Origin of the sequence: Thalassomonas sp. RHCl1, assembly GCF_947387555.1 — a bacterium.
Lineage (GTDB): Bacteria > Pseudomonadota > Gammaproteobacteria > Enterobacterales > Alteromonadaceae > Thalassomonas.
The window spans coordinates 1-18,987 of sequence record NZ_CANDNZ010000010.1; the positions used below are offsets into that span (position 1 = coordinate 1).

The window sequence follows — 18,987 nt, forward strand, 5'->3', positions numbered from 1 at the left end:
TCTCTGACTCAATGAATCTGTACATATAAAACTATGAATAAATAGTTTTGTGTGTCATTCATCATTAAGTTTATTTTTGCTACCGAAGTAGCTTATGTAAAATCAACATTAACGTGAGTGCCCACACAAATTGCATGATAACTAATTTTTAAAGAACTCATCTTCGAAAGAAAATGAAACGATTAATCGCATTCGTTAACCGTTGTTGCTTCAGGCCTTGCCCTTAGCGAGATGCGCATCATACGCCTCTCAGTTTTGATGTCAACCTTTTTCGTTAAAAACTAAAAAAACATTTTCAACCGTTAACTGTTTATTCTGTACTTAGAAAGTAAAAGTAAACTTATCAAAACCCTTCGCTAGGCTGCCCCGTTGAAGTGGATGCGCATTTTAGAGATTTTAATGGCGGGGTCAACACTTTTTTAATGAAAAGACGCCAACCGTTTAAAAATCAATCAAACACAGTTCTGACTTTCTTATGCTAGCTTCAATCAGCTTTATAACAATAGATATATTTGCCTTAGTTTCTAGCACAACAAACTTATTAACCTTCATATATTTATTTCAAAGCCCATAGGATCGTCAATTTTTTTTACACAAACGCAACCAAAATGACAAATTAAATCAACACGAAAAGTTATAAAAAAGAAAAACAGCGGAATAAAATTTCAACAACACCACAAAAGACCAAATAAAACACAAAGAAACATCAAAAACAATGTCCACTGTTCATTTAAAAGCCAAATCAGAGTGTCAGGATATCTTACAGTTTTTTTACATTGATTTTACATAGGGAATAAGTAGGCTATAAAGGCTGCTTGTTATTGTCAGATCAAATCACATCATTAACGGGCATTAATATTGCTAAGCAAAGCTTTCGTAATTCTTTTGCATGAATTTGTATTTCATAAAGTTTGAGATTGAACAATGACAATCTCACCATAAAAACACACAGATAATGCATCAGGAATTCTCAAAATGTATTACGAATAATAACAATAATTGGAGAGAACAATGCAATTTAAGAAGTCCATTTTAGGGAGTCTGATCACCGTCGCACTCTCGGCATCAGTTTCATCTGTGGTTAGCGCACAGGAAATCACTGTTGACACATCAAGGTTAACCGAAGCCGGAAGTCCGGTTCAAAATACTCAAAGCCAGGCCTCGAACTATATCGTACAATTAAAAGCCCAGCCGGCAATTGCTCAATCCCAGGAAATAGGTGAATTGCTACCGAGTAATCAGCTGGTTTCAACCGCTGGTAATCAGTATAACGCCATGACCCCTGCTATGCAGGCCTACACCAGAACCCTGGAAGCGAAACAGGCTGAAGTTGCCGGTTCAATTGGCAATGTAGAAATTATTCATTCTTTCAAGCACACCTTTAATGGTTTTACTGCCAAGCTTACCCCTGCGCAAAAAGCGCAGTTAGAAGCACACCCTGACATCCTGAATGTTTGGGAAGACAAGCTTGAAACAGTAACAACTGCTAATACCCCAGAATTCTTAGGATTAACAGCAGCAGGCGGTCAGCATGCCCAAAATATTAAGGGTGAAGATGTTATTATCGGGGTATTAGATACCGGTATCTGGCCTGAGCACCCCAGCTTCGCCGATGACGGCTCATATTCAGATCCGGCCTCTATCGGTTGGCAAGGTATCTGTGATAAAGGTGATGACCCCGCTTTTAGCTGTTCAAACAAGCTGATCGGTGCCCGCTATTATAATGATTCCTTTAAATCGGTCTATGAGATCCAAACTGAGTTAGGCGAGTTTTTATCTCCCCGTGATGCTGACGGTCACGGTAGCCACACCGCTAGTACCGCCGCCGGTAATGAAGGTGTCGCAGCCAGCGTGAGCGGTTTTGATGCTGGTGCTGTTTCCGGTATCGCTCCCAGAGCCCGTATTGCCGTATATAAAACTTGCTGGAACAGTGACTATGTCAGTCCGGAAGGCAATAATGAGCGTGGTTGTTTCTATGGTGACAACATGGCGGCAATTGACCAAGCGGTTGTAGATGGTGTTGATGTCATTAACTTCTCCATTGGCGGCAGCCGGACTGATTTAACGACTCCTCCTGCTGCGGCTATGTTACGTGCTGCCCAGGCTGGTGTTTTTGTATCCGTTTCTGCGGGTAACGATGGCGATAACAATACCGCTGAAACTGTCGGTACACCGGCCCCTTGGGTAACCAGTGTTGGTGCCTCGACCTATTCAGGCACAGTACCGACAAATGCCATTAAAGTCACTTCTCGTGATCCTGAAGAATTACTTGTAGCAATTGAAGGCGCAATCACTAAGCCTTTCCAGGATAGCGGCATGGTTAACGGCCAGGTTGTGATTGCCGAGCCTTTATTAGGTTGTTTTGAAAACGAAACAGCTGCCGCGCTTGATAATGCAGAAGATATTTCCGGTAACATCGCCTTAATTAGCCGTGGTGAGTGTGCCTTTACCGAAAAGGTAGAAAGAGCCCAGTTAGCCGGCGCTACAGCAGTTGTTATTTACAGCGATGATCGTGAACCTACCGCTTTAGGCGGCGACAAGAATTATGATATTCCGGGTGTGATGATCAGCAAAGCCGATGGTGTTGCCCTTAACGGTGCAATAACCGGCGGTGAAGTTGTTGAGATCAGCATGGGATTGGGTATTTCCACTACAGTAGAGCAAACTGGCAATACCATGGCAGATTTCTCTTCTCAGGGACCAAACAGCGCCAGCTACGATATTATCAAACCGGACATTACAGCACCGGGCTACCATATTCTGGCCGCAACAACAGCTGCACCAATGTTTGAGCCTCACGGCAACTCATTTAAATACTTAAATGGTACTTCAATGTCCAGCCCACATATTGCAGGTATGGCGGCATTATTCAAGCAAAGTAACAGCAGCTGGTCTCCTGCCCAGATCAAATCAGCATTGATGACGACTGCGCGTCAGGATGTTACCAAATCAGACGGGAGTACACCTGCCGATCCATTTGATTTTGGTGCCGGTCACGCACAACCGGTTCAAGCTATGGATCCAGGTTTATTGTTTGATGCCAACTTCAATGATTACCTTGCCTTCTTATGTGGCTTAGGCGAAGAGGAATACGTAGCCGGTAACGGTACCGACTGTGACACCTTAACCGCCGCTGGTTTCTCAACAGATGCCAGCCAGCTGAATTTACCATCTATCGGTATTGCAGAGCTGGATGAAGCTGAAACTATTTTCAGAACTATGACGAATGCTTCATTTGCATCCACTTATACCGCGACAATCGATGCTCCAGCTGGTATTGATGTTGAACTTAAACTTTATGATGCTGAAGGCAATGGCACTGTTGGTAATGTCCTGACAATTCCATCTGATGGTACAGCCAACTTCTCTCTAACCTTCAGCAAGAATGAAAATGCCAATATCAATAACTGGGAGTTCGGTTCTATTACCTGGGATGATGGAGTAGGTCACACTGTTCGCCTGCCGATTGCGATAAAAGCCTCTCCTACCGCTAAGATCGAAGTACCAGAGCTGATCTCCGGCGATATGATCAGTGGTCGTTACAGCTACCCGGTTAAAATGCTATACACCGGCTCAACGTCTATTGAGTATGCAGGCCTTACCGCACCATTCGGCTCAACAAATACAGTATCTCAAGATGCCGACGGTACCTTCTCATTTAACGAAGCAGGTTTAGGCACACATGTCTACCTGGTACCTGAAGGCACTAAGATGGTTCGCTTTAACTTGAGTGAAAGCTTGATTGCAGCGGAAAATGCTGATTTAGATCTTTATGTTTACCGTTGTGTCGAATGGCTCTGTAGCCCGGTAGCGCAATCGACTACCGAAGACAGCTCTAACGAAAACGTACTGTTAACCAACCCAACTCCGGCAAATGATGGTGATATAGGTGATGTTTATCTTGTATGGGTACACGCCCGTGCATTAGATGTTGCCGAAACTAACTACACTATGCCGGTATGGATGGTAGATTCAGCAGATAGTTCAACTCGTGTGATTTCAAGCACCCGTGCAATGGCAGATCGCTTTAACTATACCAGCATCTTAACGCGTGGCTTAACACCGGGTATGACCTATATGGGCACCGTAACTTACTTTAATGATGAAGGTGTCGAAGAAGGCATGACTGTTCTTGAATTAAGTAACTAATCCCGCTGAGAAAGCACTAATTAAGCTCGTATACTGCTGAATACCAATCAGCAGTAGCTTAAACAAGCTCCAAGGCTTCTAACAAATGTTAGAAGCCTTTTTTATAGCAACTAATACATGAGCGAGCTTAAGACGCCCTTGCCTGCCGGAAAGTAATATGCAAAACCAACCACAGACAAATTGAATGCCTGCTTCCTCACTACTTTTCCCTATGCCCTTAATAACGACTCCCCAGGCAAGATAAATTAAATTCACGCTCATGTGCCGGTTTACTTCCTCTAGCCAAGAAAAATGCTTAATAGAGTTAATCAACTCCTGGATGTTGCTAAGGAATTAGCCCGGCACAACAGTAGCCAGATGAAAACTTAGGAAAGTCATGCTTGAAGTTCGCATGTGAAATAACAAGTGTTAATGACGATAGGTAATAGATGAGGAAAGTTGAAGAAACAAAGAGAGGGATGCGCCTGCGCTCCCCCCCCCCCCGATAATGCGGCCCATCAAAGAAGGTTTAGCAGCAATAAAAAAGCCCTGCTACAAAAGCAGGGCCTCTTCTCAATAAGCGACTGTTACAGGCTCTTACGTCTTGCCATAAGGCCGGCAACCGCCATTAATAATAAAAAGGCTGTTTCAGGCTCTGGAACACTAACATTTGCATCACCTAATTTGATTTCACCAAACAGTGCGAGACCGTTTGAAGTAAAAGCATCAAAAAAACTAAATTGTGCACTGACAATACCATTAAAAGCATAAGTGCCCAGATTACTTTCACTCAGATCAAAAGATAAGAACTGCAAACCTGCACTAAAATCAGCTAAATCAATTTCAGCTTCGAATAAACCGCCGCCAGACTCAGCAACAGTCAATAGGTCAAACCCTAAAAGAGTAAAATCGTACCATTCTGAAATATAACCGAACTTATCGGCTTCGGCAGTAACAACAGTAATTTCGCCGATACTTGCCCAAGTCCCCTGATCATCGAACAAAATATCTTGAGTAATTAGTGCAGCGTTCGCTGAAGATAACGCGGCAACACTTAATGAAACGGACAGTAATACTTTTAAAAATAACTTATTGAACATATTAAACCTTATTTATAATTATTATCTATGTAGTGATTAACTGGACGTTAATTTAGCAAAAATCAGACCAAAAGCAAAAACACATATTAATCAACAGATTAAAAAGAAACCCTTGAAAAATTAACGATGAGTTAACCTACTTTACAAGTTATGTAAAATAATCTGACACTAGATGTTACCTTCCTCACAAAAAAATGTGCAAAGATAAAAAACGAAGAGTCAAAGAGGTATAATCTCGTGCAGCGTAAATACTTAATCTACACAAGATGAAAGAGTGGAGAATAGTGATCTGGCTAACTAAAAGCAGGAAGAAAAAGACTGGAATGAAGTTATTCGGACTCAAGAAATATACCGATTAACCGCAAGCCTTCTGGCCCACGGCTAATCAGCTTCACAGATATTTAGTCGTTAATTTTTAAAATCTTCATCATGATCATCGCCCACAACATGCTCAAGTTTAAGCTTTTTCACACTGCGGATAGTCGTGACCGGCCCGGAGGCCGCATAAAGTACAAATATCATTAACAACAACTCTGCCGGACTTGAAGCAACAACGACAAAAATTAGCACTATCAGTAATACCACCACAAAGGGGACTTTGCCCTTCCAGTCCACTTCTTTGAAACTGTTATACCTGAAATTACTCACCATTAATAATCCAGTAATAATGGTAATTGCCCCCATAATGATGCCATAGTCCTGGCCCTGAAGCTGATACTCAGTTCCGGCCCAAACGACACTCGCAATCACGCCAGCGGCTGCGGGACTCGCCAGCCCTTGGAAATAACGCTTATCGGCAACTCCTACCTGAGTATTAAAGCGAGCCAAGCGAAGTGCGGCACAGGCAACAAAGATAAATGCCGCCAGCCAGCCAAACTTCCCCATCCCCGAAAGCGCCCAGTTATACGCAACTAACCCCGGGGCAATACCGAAAGAAACCATATCCGCCATACTGTCGTATTCGGCGCCAAATTCACTCTGGGTATTGGTCATACGGGCAACCCGCCCGTCTAGCCCGTCAAAAATCATAGCAATAAAAATGGCAACGGCAGCACTGGCAAAATGACCGTTCATTGAAGAAACTACGGCATAAAACCCGGAAAAGAGGCCCGCGGTGGTGAGCAAATTAGGTAATAAATAAATGCCCCGGGTAGGTGTGCTATCGCTTGCTTGCTTATCTGTCATGAAAGTTATCGTAAGTTAAAGAATAATAAAAAAGCTAATTTATCATAACTTATTAAGCAAAAAACAGATAAATTGATAGCAGAAAAACGATTTAAAGGTAAGAAAATTTGTAAACTTAACGGCCTGTTGTTATAAGTTTAAGGAGGATATTCACTTTTTGCCCGAAGCAGGCGCTCACAAAAGAGTTTGATGGAGAAATAATCATGCGAACGCTATGCTTAATTTTCTTATTGCTGATAATCCCCATCAAGGCTCTGGCAACCAGCGTTAAAATTTACCGCTGGGTCGATGAAAATAATATCGTTCATTTCAGCCAGCATCAGCCTCCCCACGATAATTATACCGAACTGACCATGACCGAAACCTTTGCTCCTAAAAATAACGATACCGGCAAATTACAAACGGCAAGTAAACCCAAGGTACAAGATATATCTGCCGATTTTCAGGAAAAATGCGCCATCGCCCAGGCAAATATCGAAACTCTGACCAAACATGATAAAGTCCAGTTTACCGATAAAGATGGTCAAACCAAGCTACTTAACCAGGAAGAGAAAGCCATTCAGCTCGCCAACAGTGAAAAGCAGGCAGAAGTATATTGCCGCCAGCAATAAGCTTCTGCCTTAACAACCTTCGCTATAAAAAACCAGCTTTAGCCGCTTTCAGACAACTGACAAAAAGTGTTATGAAAAGCGTAACTCCCCCTCAACAACATCAAGTTTGATCGTCGCACCTTTTTGGAATGCCCCACCAAGTATTTTTTGTGCCAGCGGGTTTTCAATATATTGCTGAATCGCTCTTTTTAACGGACGGGCACCATAAACAGGGTCAAATCCGGCAGCGGCAATAACAGACAAAGCTTCATCAGAAAGCGCCAATTGCAATTCCCGCTCAGCCAGCCGCTCAGACAAGGCTTTAATATGAATGGCGGCAATTTGTTTGATCTGCTGTGAACTCAAGCTATGGAAAACCACAGACTCATCAATACGGTTGATAAATTCAGGCTTAAAGTGTTGGCCGACATCCGCCATCACATTGGCTTTCATTTGCTCATAATCGCTTTCAGCAGTAAAACTCTGGATATGATCCGAGCCGATATTAGAGGTCATGATCACCACGGTATTTTTAAAATCGACCGTACGCCCCTGACCATCGGTTAAGCGGCCGTCATCTAAAACCTGGAGTAAAATATTAAAGACATCATGATGGGCCTTCTCCACTTCATCCAATAAGATCACCGAATAAGGTTTACGTCTGACCGCTTCGGTTAAATAACCGCCTTCTTCATAACCGACATAACCAGGAGGCGCCCCCACCAAACGGGCGACTGAATGTTTTTCCATAAATTCAGACATGTCGATACGTACCAGGGCATCTTCACTATCGAACAAAAAGGTCGCCAGAGCTTTGGTAAGCTCGGTTTTCCCCACCCCGGTAGGGCCAAGAAACAAAAATGAACCTATCGGCTGGTTAGGATCCGCCAGTCCGGCCCTCGAGCGGCGAATGGCATTGGCCACGGAAACCACGGCTTCTTCCTGACCTATCACCTGACGGTGTAATTCCTGCTCCATTTTCAACAGCTTTTCCCGCTCTTCTTCGAGCATTTTAGCCACAGGAATACCGGTAGCCCGGCTTAAAACATCGGCAATTTCCACTTCAGTCACTTTATTGCGCAACAAAGTCATTTCCTGCATTTCCGCCTGGCTGGCCAAATCCAGCTGTTTTTCCAACTCAGGCAAGCGCCCGTATTGCAACTCAGACATCCGGTTCAGATCCCCGGCCCTTCTTGCTGCCTCAAGCTCTATTCTGGCATGTTCCAGATCCGCTTTTATTGCCTGGGTGCCGTGCAGTGCGGCTTTTTCGGTATTCCAGATTTCGTCCAGCTCATCATAGCTTTTCTGGCAGGCCATCAGATCTGCCGACAACAGCTCCCGGCGTTTTATCGTCGCTTCATCCGACTCTTTCTCCAGCGCTTTTTGCTCCAGTTTCAGCTGGATGATACGCCGCTCCAGCCGGTCTAAATCTTCCGGCTTGGAGTCTATCTGTAAACGGATGCTAGAGGCCGCTTCATCAATTAAGTCAATGGCTTTATCCGGTAACTGACGATCACTGATATAACGGTGGGACAAACTGGCTGCCGCCACTATTGCCGGATCGGTGATATCTACCGAGTGATGTAATTCATAACGCTCTTTAAGACCACGTAATATTGCGATGGTATCTTCAACACTGGGCTCATCAATCAGCACTTTTTGGAAGCGCCGCTCTAATGCCGCATCTTTTTCAATATACTGGCGATATTCATCTAGGGTGGTGGCACCGACACAATGCAGGTCACCACGGGCCAGGGCTGGCTTTAACATATTACCTGCATCCAGGGCACCGTCTGTTTTACCAGCGCCCACCATAGTATGCAGTTCATCGATAAATAAGATCACCTGACCTTCTTCCTGTGCCAGTTCGTTGAGTACGGCCTTTAACCGCTCTTCAAACTCTCCACGGTACTTGGCCCCCGCTACCAGCGATCCCATATCTAACGCCAGTACCCGTTTATCTTTGAGTCCTTCCGGCACTTCATGATCCACTATCCGTTGCGCCAGCCCTTCGGCAATCGCAGTTTTTCCCACGCCCGGGTGGCCGATTAACACAGGGTTGTTTTTGGTACGCCGCTGCAGTACCTGGATAGTACGGCGAATCTCATCATCACGGCCAATTACCGGATCAAGTTTACCTTCTTCTGCTCGCAGGGTTAGATCTATGGTAAATTTCGACAGGGCCTGACGCACATCTTCAGCATTTTGATCTTCCACTTTCTGCCCTCCACGAATATGCTCTATCGCAGATTTAATCCTTTCTTCGGTTGCCCCCAGAGATTTTAATATTTGCCCCAGTGCTCCTCTGTCTTCCAGGGCCGCCAGGATAAAAATTTCTGATGAAATAAATTTATCCCCCAGCTTTTGTGCATACTTATCACATAAATTTAATAGGTTACCTAAAGAGGATGATAACTGGACTTCACCGCCAACCCCCTGTACCTGGGCCAGTGAAGCTAATACCGCCTCTACTTGAGAGCGTAATGAATAGATATCAATACCGGCACTTTTACATAAAGGGATCACGGTATTGCCATTTTGATTAAGCAGAGCCATCATCACATGGACGGGCTCAATAAATTGATGATCTTTTCCCAGCGCCAGTGATTGGGCATCAGAAATGGTCACTTGAAAAGATTGGGTAAAACGATCTAAACGCATAAAATCATCTCCTGAGAGTATGTTTTATCAAGCCATTGACGGAAAAAATCACATCAAACACTGCCGGCGATAATTTGAAGTTATTTTATTAATAAGGTTGAATAACTAACTTTTCAATACCGCTTACGCAGCATTTTGATCTGAAACAAAAAGTTATTACTATCAGCTAGGGGAATAGATTTTATTGGCGGGAGTTATTATAACCGGGTAATTAATGCTGCCATTCTTCCGGTAACAGCATTACGGCGATAAGAATAATAACGCTGCTCCATAGCATAAGTGCAGTGATTTATAGCAGATACCTGCTTTACGCCTAGGCCGTTCAACTGTAATTTGGCTATCAGGGCTAAATTGCCCAGATATTTTCCCTGCCCTGTTGGCTTAAAGGCAGCTTCAAACATAACTGATTGCCCGACAAAAGCTTGTCTGACTTCGGCCCCGACCTCAAATGCCTGTTCACCGATACAGGGGCCTAACCAGGCATAAAGTTCCGCATTCTGACTTTGCATTTTTTGCAAAGTATTCGAAATGATCCCCGCCACTAAAGAACGCCAGCCGCCATGGATCACCGCAATCTCCTTTCCCTGCCCGCAGGACAATAGAATAGGCAAACAGTCAGCGGTCATCACCGCCAGGGTAACATCCGGATTACGGGTAATGGCGGCATCGGCTACCAGCGGCTGTTTACTGTGACGGAGAACCTCGACAACGCTATTGCCGTGAACCTGTTCCAGCCACTGAATTTGACTGTCCTTGGGTAAGAATTCCTTAAGTGCCTGGCGGTTATGCTCTACCCGATTGATATCATCACCAACATGTGCCCCCAGATTAAAACAGTCAAAGTCAGTAACCGGGGGCTTATCCCCGAGGGGATGCTGCCGGGTAGTATTAAAGGCCAGTACATTTGCTACCGGCCAGTCGGGCTGACAAAAATGAGGATTATCAATATTCACTTTGGTTCAGTTTGGTATCTTCGCGCAATACCTGGGTAAGATAGGCAAAATCTTCCGGGATATCCGCATGCCAGGTCATCTGCTCACCGGTGATCGGATGATAAAGAGATAACATAGCCGCATGCAACGCCTGGCGCTTAAAGCTTCTTAATACTTCACGCAGGTCATCGGTAGCATTTTTCGGCGGTCTGGGTCTGCCGCCATAAACAGGATCCCCTACCAAAGGATGGGTGATATGCGCCATATGCACACGAATCTGATGGGTACGCCCGGTTTCCAGGCGCAACCGCAACCGGGTATGCAAACGGTATTTTTCCAGCACTCGGTAATGGGTCACCGAAGGACGGCCAGAAAAAGTGACCGCCATATGGGTGCGTTTGGTAGCATGACGCCCTATAGGCTCATCTACCACGCCACCTGCGGTCATCAAACCATTGGCTATGGCCTCATATTCACGGGTAATTTCCCGAGCTTGCAGGGCTTCAACCAGGTTGGTTTGTGCGGCGATGGTTTTCGCCACCACCATCAATCCGGTGGTATCTTTATCCAGGCGGTGGACAATACCGGCCCGGGGGACAATTTCCAGCTCAGGGCAATGATGCAGCAAGGCATTTAATACCGTACCGTCCGGGTTACCGGCACCGGGATGAACGACCAGCCCCGCCGGTTTATTGATGACCAGGATATCGTCATCTTCATAGACGATATTAAGCGGGATATCCTGGGGGTCAAAACGCACTTCCGCTTCAATTTCTGCGTTTATGGCAATATGCTCCCCACCAAACATTTTTTCCCTCGCCCGGGTGATCACATCCCCGTTAACAGTGACCTGGCCGGCCAAAATCCATTCTTTTAACCGGGAACGTGAATAATCAGGAAACATTTCCGCTAATGTTTGGTCTAAACGTTTTCCCAAACACGATTCAGGAACAACTTCTTTATGTTGAATTATCTCAGCCATTAAACTCTCAATTAATTAGCACTGTGCAAGGCATGATTGCTGGGTTAGAATGCAATTGTGTATTTTACCCCTTTATGAGGGGCTTTCATATTTATTTTAACTAAAACAAAGTAGTGATATTGAAGTCTATGGAAAAACTGACAATTAAAATGATGTTATTGGCACTGGCGCTAGGGCTAGGCGGGTGTTCATCATCAGATGATAATGATATTGACAAGGTGCCGGACAAGTCGGCGCAGGCCTTGTCTGCCGATGCCAGAGAAGCATTAGATAACGGTTTATATCAAAAAGCCATCCAAATTCTTTCCGCCATTGATTCGCGTTTTCCTTTTGGCCCTATTTCCCATCAGGTGCAGCTGGATTTACTTTACGCTTATTATAAAAGCGGCGATGCCGCTCAGGGCGTGGCGTTAGCCGACCGCTTCCTTAGACTTAACCCTACTCATCCGAACATAGATTATGTTTATTATATGCGCGCCTTGATCAATCAGGCCACCGAAGCCAATTTATTTCAGGATTTGGCCGGCATCGACAGATCGGATCGCGATCCTACCGCCTCACGGGAAGCCTTCAATGATCTGAAAAAAGTACTCAGTGAGTATCCGGAAAGTAAATACGCCGCCGATGCCCGCAAACGTATGATAGGGATCAAATCTCGTCTGGCTAAATATGAATTAGCCGTTGCCCGCTTTTATTTAAAAAGGGAAGCCTATGCTTCCGCAGCCAACCGGGGCCGCTATATTGTCGAGTATTTCTCGCCCAGTGACGAAGTCGAGCAGGCACTGGAGATCATGATTGAATGTTACGACAAGCTTAACCTTGAAGATCTTAAGCGTAATTCTAAACAGGTCTTAGCGGTAAACTACCCCGACAATCCTCTGGTCGCCAACTAAGCCCGGTTTCAGTTTTTCTTTATCAAAGCAACTGATGCTCAAATCAGTTGCTTTTTTTATCAATCAATTTCAGCTAACCAGCCAAAATACCTATGTCGCGGCAACTAGATAGCCGATTCATTTTCTTCACCGGTACGGATACGGATCACCCGGTCAACATCGGTGACAAAAATTTTGCCGTCACCTATTTTTCCCGTTTGCGCCGTTTGGATAATCGCTTCGACACAACGCTCAACATCATCCGCCGCGACAACAATTTCCAGTTTGGCTTTCGGCAAAAAGTCCACCATGTATTCAGCACCACGATAAAGCTCGGTATGCCCCTTTTGTCGCCCGAAGCCTTTGACCTCTGACACCGTCATACCGGTAATACCTATTTCCCCCAACGCTTCCCTGACATCATCCATTTTAAAAGGTTTAATAATCGCTTCTATTTTTTTCATGGCCTTTTTCCAAAGTTATCTGTTGATAATTAATCTTAACATCCCTGAATCCTTGCGACCAGAAGAGCAAGCTTAGTAATCCAGCAATATTTTCATTCACTTAGTTCAATTTCACGGTGATAACATCACACTAAAATCGTGAACTATTAACGGCGGTACTGTCCATGTTAGCCGTTAATTTGGTACACTCCCCATTAAATTTAGCTCATTATGATGTATAACGAGGAAACTCCATGGATCAGCAGTTGATCATTGCAGAAATGAAAGTATTGCCTGAAATTGATATCGACTTCGAAATCAGGCGCCGTGTCGACTTTATCAAAAAGCAGTTAGTAAACTCCGGATTAAAAAACCTGGTGTTAGGCATCAGCGGCGGTGTTGATTCATCAACCTGTGGCCGCTTGGCCCAGCTGGCGATAGATGAGCTGAACGAGGAGCAGGGAAATCACTATCAGTTTATTGCCGTGCGCCTGCCGTTTGATGTTCAGGCGGATGAAGAAGATGCCCAACTGGCCCTAAGTTTTATTCAACCGAGCCAAAGCCTGTCAACCAATATCCTTGCCGGGGTTAACGGTATTCACCAGGAAGCCGTCCAGGCCCTGAGCGATAACAACTTACTCGATGCCTCGCCTGCAGCCGTCGACTTTGCCAAAGGCAACGTCAAGGCCCGTACCCGTATGGTGATGCAATATCATATCGCCGCCCTGGTAGGAGCCCTGGTACTGGGCACAGATCATTCGGCAGAAAATATTACCGGCTTTTTCACCAAATGGGGTGACGGCGCATGTGATCTGGCGCCGCTGTTTGGGCTATCCAAACGTCAGGTGAGGCAAATCGCTAAACACTTGGGGGCACCTGCACTCTTAGTGGATAAAGCACCTACCGCCGACCTGGAAGAATTATCCCCGGGAAAAAAAGACGAAGATGCGCTGGGCCTGAGCTACCAGCAGTTGGACGACTTCCTGGAAGGAAAAGCCGTCACCAAAGAGGTAAGTGATCTGATCATCAGCATCTATAACAAAACCCAGCATAAACGTCAGCCGATCCCCACTATCTATGATTAACCGGTAATGGCAACCAAAGTGAGAAACACTTAAACTAGCAGCAAGCGCCGTTAACTGTTATACCTAGTAATAAAGCAACCGCCGGGAGTTTATATGCATAGACAAAGTGGTATCACATTATTTGAATTAATGTTTACCGTGGCTATTCTGGGGATATTAACGGCTATTGCCCTGCCGAATTTCGGCAGCTTCACCGCCCAGCTACGGGTTGATAACGAAATATCTGAGTTGCACCGCTTGCTGCTGGTAGCCCGTAACAATGCCATCAACCTGGGACAAAATGTGACCGTATGCCCTTTAAATGCAAGCTCATCCTGTGACGGCGACTGGCAAGACCAGGTCAGTGTCTTTACCGACAGCAACAACAACCAAAAATATGAAGCGACCTTAAATGAACAGCTTATCAAGGTGAAAGGGGCCGTAAGTAGTGGTGATCTGCTGCAATATTCCCGTGATGCCTTAACCTATACCCCGGCAGGGAGAACAACCGGCTTAGCCACAGGCACCTTTGACTATTGTCCGCACGGATATAATGATTTATCCCGGGGCATAGTTGTCGCCAGCTCCGGCAGGGCCTATGTCTCTTCAGACATAGATAATGACGGCAAAGACGAAAGCCGCAGCGGCAGCGAAATTACCTGCAGTTAACGCTGCAATTTAACAACAGCACTTATTTTACTGACCGTTTATCAAAATGAGCCATCAGCGTACGGTAGCAGCATCCAGCTGATTTGCCTGGGTACCTTTGAAACTGCTATGTAAATCCGTACACTCCCTTACCTGGTAGATTTTTTGTTTTTTTCTGCTGCCGGTGACTGTTATACGCTTTCCGGTCAGCTTTTTAATCATGTTCAGGCCATCACTTTTTTTGGCATTGACAAAATGTATCACTTCTTCGCCGCCAAATAATTCCACATGGCATTTTAGCTCGCTTATCTCCCCTTTTGCTGCCATAGCTGTGCCGGTAAAAATGGCAACAGACAAAAACAAGCTCATTTTTTTATAAAGTATCATACTAGTGCTCCCAACAGCTTTCCGAAGAGGCGGTTTTCACCAGGGCTTCGTCTATGGATAAAGTTGTACAACTGGCATCAATCTCTGCCTGATTGCCCTTCGCGGTAGCCTTAAGATCAAAAGTCGTACCGCCGGCCCCGACAATGGCATCTATACTGTAATTTCCTGACTCGGTAATATAAGGATCCGCCGGCGCTCCCAAATCCGTCATGTCTGCGGTATAAGTACGGTTATCCGCAAAAAACTGCTCCTGTAAAAATGCCAACCGGCTCAGCTCCCGCTGGGCTTCACTGCGATTGCTCCTCCCGGTGACATCAACATAAGCCGGATAGACCACAGCGGCCAGAATGGCGACAATAGCCATAGTGATCAAAACTTCGATCAAGGTCAGGCCTTTATATTTTCCACTATAATTCATCATTTAGATTCCGCCACATAAAGATAAGTACGCATGGTTTTTAAGCTGATGCCATCAGGTGGCTCCTCCGGATCACAATCGCTATTACAGCAATCTTTGGCATCACATAAGGTAAGCGTGCCGGCTCCAGAGCCTTCACCGACACCGACAAACAATAAACGACTATGGGTTTCATCATCATCTTCAGGGGGAATGATAATAGTAGGCGTATCCGGCACCCTTTCACCAACGCTTAAGGTTCGCCAGTCGTAAATCTTAGTGCCAAGCGACAGGTCTACCGCATATAGCAAACCGTTACCGGCATTTAACTCACAGCTACTACTGCTGCTGTTTCCCGGGGTAAAAGAGTTAAAATAGGCGACACCGGCAATGGCCGTAGCCGCCGACATGCTTTTTTCTCCCAACCCGGCAAAGTCAATAAACCAGCCTGATTTTTGACTTACCGCCAGCGCCAGTGATTCTCTTTCCTGGCTGGTCAGGGTTTGCCCGAACGGGTCGTCGGTATAATCGTATAAACTTTCAATGGTATACGGGGCGGGAACATCTTCCGCGACAAAAGACTGGGTAAAAATATCGGGATCTTTGATCATAAAAAATTTATCCTCGGTATCCCCTGATGATGGTGTCGAACGATCACCACTGCCGATTAATATTGCTTCGTAAGGTGTTTCCTGGCGGCTAATCACGGTCGTGGTATTGCTCTGTTCATCCGTAACCGAGGAAGATTTGGTTTCTTCAATAAAAGCCCTGACAATTGCCGGCTGGCTAAAGAAGCGTCTGTCTGTTGAATTTGTCTCTCCCCCTAGTTGCGCCAGTTTAAACACAGTCCAGGGGTTTTCCGAGCTGTTGGGGGCTCCTTCCGGCATGTCGACCCGCCAAAGATTGCCGCCACTATCGCCGGCATATAAGCGGTCGATCAAACCGTCACCATCGCTGTCGAGGGTGCCGATAGCCGCCGGTATGCTGTCTGCAATCCCGGTAAACTGGGTATTGACCCCACTGCTTGCAGCCGGCGTCAAACTCCACTTTAAAGTGCCCGTCTTCGCATCCACCATATAAATGGCACGACCGACACTGTCACTGCCACCAACGCCGCTATTATCTTTGGAAATGGCATAACCACCGCCAAAAATCAACACCGGCTGTGGAACACCTGAAGAGGTATTAAGTTTTGAATAGCCCAGCTGAGGTTGCGACCAGGACTGTCCCAGCTCATTAAAACCGGCACTGCCGGCATCAAGGTGCCATAATAGTTTAGGGGCATCGGGCAAGGTAATATCCAAACCGTAGTATGAAGAGCCGCCACGGCGCAGGCCAAAGAAAACCCAGGCCTTATCGCCATTACTGCTACTGATGGAACCATCACCATTTTTATCAAGCAGATAAACAACGGGTGAGCCGTCGATACCATAAACTTTACCGCTTGAAGCATTATTTTCCCGCAAAGGCTTAATATTAGGAAAAAACTCTTTCGGCATAAATGCCCAGCTTTCATCAACGCTGTCACCGTTATCATCAAACATGTGCAATACGCCGGCATTAGTGCCTAACAAGATCCTGACATCCTGATTAGTGCTGGAGCCGCCATAATTGACAACCAAAGGTTTAGAATGAAGCGGGTCGGCAAAAACATCAAACCGGATATCACTTGTTACCCCATCAAGATCGCTGTCATCAACATCCATGCCCTTGGACCAGTTGATGGTGTCATCAATATCCTGCTCATCGACATTAAGCACAACAGCTAAATTTGCACTGCCGCCAAAGTGATTTTCACTGTTGCTGCGGTTAAAAGGCACTAAAGCCCCGGAGCTGCCGAGATCACTGTAAATCACCCGATCGGTTTTTGCTCTCAACATTTCAGCCACGCCACCAGCTTCAACATCCTCACCATCCGCTTTTGCCGATGTGCTCCAAAAGGTTTTTGCCGTTGTCAGTATATTGCCATTACTGCTTATCGCTACTTTACCTTCCCGGTCAACCAGACCTGAAGCCGTCACCTTCAATTTTTTCAGGTTGCCCTGCCAGCGAGGCCCCTGATCAGGTAAAAACATCGCATAATAAACAGAATCCAGGGTTTCGGTACGATCAAAATTATTGGAAGCAACTGAAGGAGCGGTAAAGCTGGTATTGATGCTTAGAATTTCCAGCAAAGCAGATTGCAGCGAGGCTAACAAATCATTGGGGTCCGTCGCAGGATAATACTGGCCACCTCCCAATTCTGCTGCTCTACTGAGCAGCTCTTCAGCACTTTCGGCATCTTTACCAAAACCTACGGTAAATAATGTCGATATTTGCTCGCCGTCCATGCTGTCATTAACATCGTTATTGTGCATCCACTGCGCCAGCGACGGTAAATAATTGTTTTGAAACAGCCCGCCGATACCGGGTAAACCACTGATATTACCGTCAGCGGCCCTGTCCTCAGTAGGCTCACCATCGGTAATTAATATCACAAAGACTTCATTGCTGCAGCCGCGATAAGGGCTGATATAGTTGCCGGAACTCTCAATAGAAGTGTCTCTGGGAGGAGTATTGCCTTTATAAGTCGCACCATTATTAGAATCATTATCGCCAAAATCAACCGACTTGCCCCCTAAATAACGGGACACCTCATATAAACTTTCACACAAAGGCGTGTTGGTTTCACCGTCAATTTCAACATCAATCAGATCAACCAAATTTTGTCTTACAGTGGCGGTCATTTCCTGGATGCCCATAACAATACGGCCGCCATCCCGGGTATTTTCTCCGGGAAAATTATAGTTAAAGATTTGTAAGCCAAAATCCACCGAAGGCGCTGACTCGATCAAATCAGTCACGGTGTCCTTGGCAATTTCTAAACGGGTCAAATCAACATTATCTATGATCTCACTCTGACTCCAGCGTAAATAATTATCAGTGTACAAAGTCACCACCGAGCCTGCACCAAATGCCGTATTGGAAGCATTGACATCAGCGGTATAATACACCGGATTTTGCTTCGTCCCTAAGCCATCTACCGGATAACCGTCAGGTAAGGCTTCGATGCTTCCGCCATTTTTTTCAACGCCGGCATTATCCGGATCTAACAGCTGGATATCGTCAAAACAGTCAAGAATCTTAATGTTGGCACCGTTATTATCCGGCAATTCCTGCCAGCTACCATTTTGCCCCTGAAAACTATATTCCCTGATATAACCGGTATAACGACCCACAGTGGCCAGTTTTTCCCTGGCAGTATCGCAACTGTTAATGGCCGAGAGAAAACGGCGAGTTTCACTCGGGCTATCCGGCACAGGTGTGCCGGCATCCGGCCCGTCCTGTTTTTCAAAATAAATAAAATCATCCGACAGACTATTATATCCGCCAATCGCAGGGTAAGTGGTATTGGGATCATAAGGGGATTTGACATTTTCTATGGTATTCATACTGCCGGAATTATCAAAAATAATCAGCACCTGAGGTTTTTTACCAACTCTTTGTGACTGATCGCCAATATAGAGTTCAATGTCTTCACCATAAGAGTGAACACAAAACAAATACACTAAAGCCGATAACATCCATTTTTTCATCACACTTTCCCCACGCTAGGATT

General features: G+C 45.5%; 14 protein-coding genes. 5 read left to right on the plus strand and 9 right to left on the minus strand.

Features of this window, described 5'->3' with window-relative positions; genetic code table 11:
- Positions 1-1,011: 1,011 nt before the first annotated feature.
- Entirely contained in the window at positions 1,012-4,149 is a 3,138-nt protein-coding gene (locus QL234_RS23145; RefSeq protein ID WP_281560141.1) for a S8 family serine peptidase, read from the plus strand.
- 566 nt (positions 4,150-4,715) lie between these two features.
- On the opposite strand, the gene QL234_RS23150 is transcribed toward QL234_RS23145, so the two are convergent.
- Positions 4,716-5,228, minus strand: a complete 513-nt coding sequence (locus QL234_RS23150) for a PEP-CTERM sorting domain-containing protein (RefSeq protein ID WP_281560142.1) — start codon at positions 5,226-5,228, stop codon at positions 4,716-4,718.
- A 408-nt stretch (positions 5,229-5,636) separates the two neighbouring features.
- The gene (pssA, locus tag QL234_RS23155) at positions 5,637-6,413 is read right to left on the minus strand and encodes a CDP-diacylglycerol--serine O-phosphatidyltransferase (protein ID WP_044830324.1); all 777 of its coding nucleotides are present in this window, start codon (positions 6,411-6,413) and stop codon (positions 5,637-5,639) included.
- A gap of 203 nt (positions 6,414-6,616) precedes the next feature.
- Between pssA and QL234_RS23160 the strand changes: the two genes are divergently transcribed.
- On the plus strand, positions 6,617-7,024 hold the full coding sequence (locus QL234_RS23160; protein WP_281560143.1) for a DUF4124 domain-containing protein: 408 nt from the start codon (positions 6,617-6,619) through the stop codon (positions 7,022-7,024).
- A gap of 69 nt (positions 7,025-7,093) precedes the next feature.
- Here QL234_RS23160 and clpB read toward each other — a convergent pair whose 3' ends face one another.
- The 3 genes from clpB to rluD all read right to left on the minus strand — a co-directional run bounded on the left by clpB (position 7,094) and on the right by rluD (position 11,578).
- A complete protein-coding gene (clpB, locus tag QL234_RS23165) occupies positions 7,094-9,664 on the minus strand; it encodes an ATP-dependent chaperone ClpB (protein ID WP_281560144.1) in 2,571 nt (856 codons plus the stop codon).
- Positions 9,665-9,861: 197 nt separating this feature from the next.
- A complete protein-coding gene (gene pgeF / locus QL234_RS23170) occupies positions 9,862-10,617 on the minus strand; it encodes a peptidoglycan editing factor PgeF (protein WP_281560145.1) in 756 nt (251 codons plus the stop codon).
- Positions 10,607-11,578: a 23S rRNA pseudouridine(1911/1915/1917) synthase RluD gene (rluD, locus tag QL234_RS23175; RefSeq protein ID WP_281560146.1), complete on the minus strand. Its 972-nt coding sequence runs from the start codon at positions 11,576-11,578 to the stop codon at positions 10,607-10,609. Before rluD ends, pgeF begins: the two co-directional genes overlap by 11 nt.
- A gap of 128 nt (positions 11,579-11,706) precedes the next feature.
- On the opposite strand from rluD, the gene QL234_RS23180 reads away from it, so the two are divergent.
- Positions 11,707-12,471, plus strand: a complete 765-nt coding sequence (locus tag QL234_RS23180) for an outer membrane protein assembly factor BamD (protein WP_281560147.1) — start codon at positions 11,707-11,709, stop codon at positions 12,469-12,471.
- Positions 12,472-12,575: 104 nt separating this feature from the next.
- Here the strand turns inward: QL234_RS23180 and glnB are convergent, their stop codons facing one another.
- Positions 12,576-12,914, minus strand: coding sequence for a nitrogen regulatory protein P-II (gene glnB, locus QL234_RS23185; protein ID WP_044830330.1), 339 nt, complete (start codon positions 12,912-12,914; stop codon positions 12,576-12,578).
- 233 nt (positions 12,915-13,147) lie between these two features.
- On the opposite strand from glnB, the gene nadE reads away from it, so the two are divergent.
- Together nadE and QL234_RS23195 are read left to right on the plus strand one after the other, a co-directional pair.
- Entirely contained in the window at positions 13,148-13,978 is an 831-nt protein-coding gene (gene nadE, locus QL234_RS23190; protein ID WP_281560148.1) for an ammonia-dependent NAD(+) synthetase, read from the plus strand.
- 93 nt (positions 13,979-14,071) lie between these two features.
- Entirely contained in the window at positions 14,072-14,626 is a 555-nt protein-coding gene (locus QL234_RS23195) for a GspH/FimT family pseudopilin (protein ID WP_281560149.1), read from the plus strand.
- A gap of 54 nt (positions 14,627-14,680) precedes the next feature.
- On the opposite strand, the gene QL234_RS23200 is transcribed toward QL234_RS23195, so the two are convergent.
- From QL234_RS23200 to QL234_RS23210, 3 genes are read right to left on the minus strand one after another with little or no spacing between them, the layout of a single operon-like run.
- Entirely contained in the window at positions 14,681-14,992 is a 312-nt protein-coding gene (locus tag QL234_RS23200) for a TapY2 family type IVa secretion system protein (RefSeq protein WP_281560150.1), read from the minus strand.
- 1 nt (position 14,993) lies between these two features.
- A complete protein-coding gene (locus QL234_RS23205) occupies positions 14,994-15,413 on the minus strand; it encodes a type IV pilin protein (protein WP_281560151.1) in 420 nt (139 codons plus the stop codon).
- Positions 15,410-18,964, minus strand: coding sequence for a PilC/PilY family type IV pilus protein (locus QL234_RS23210; protein WP_281560152.1), 3,555 nt, complete (start codon positions 18,962-18,964; stop codon positions 15,410-15,412). The genes QL234_RS23205 and QL234_RS23210 overlap by 4 nt, the downstream gene beginning before the upstream one ends.
- Positions 18,965-18,987 lie beyond the last annotated feature (23 nt).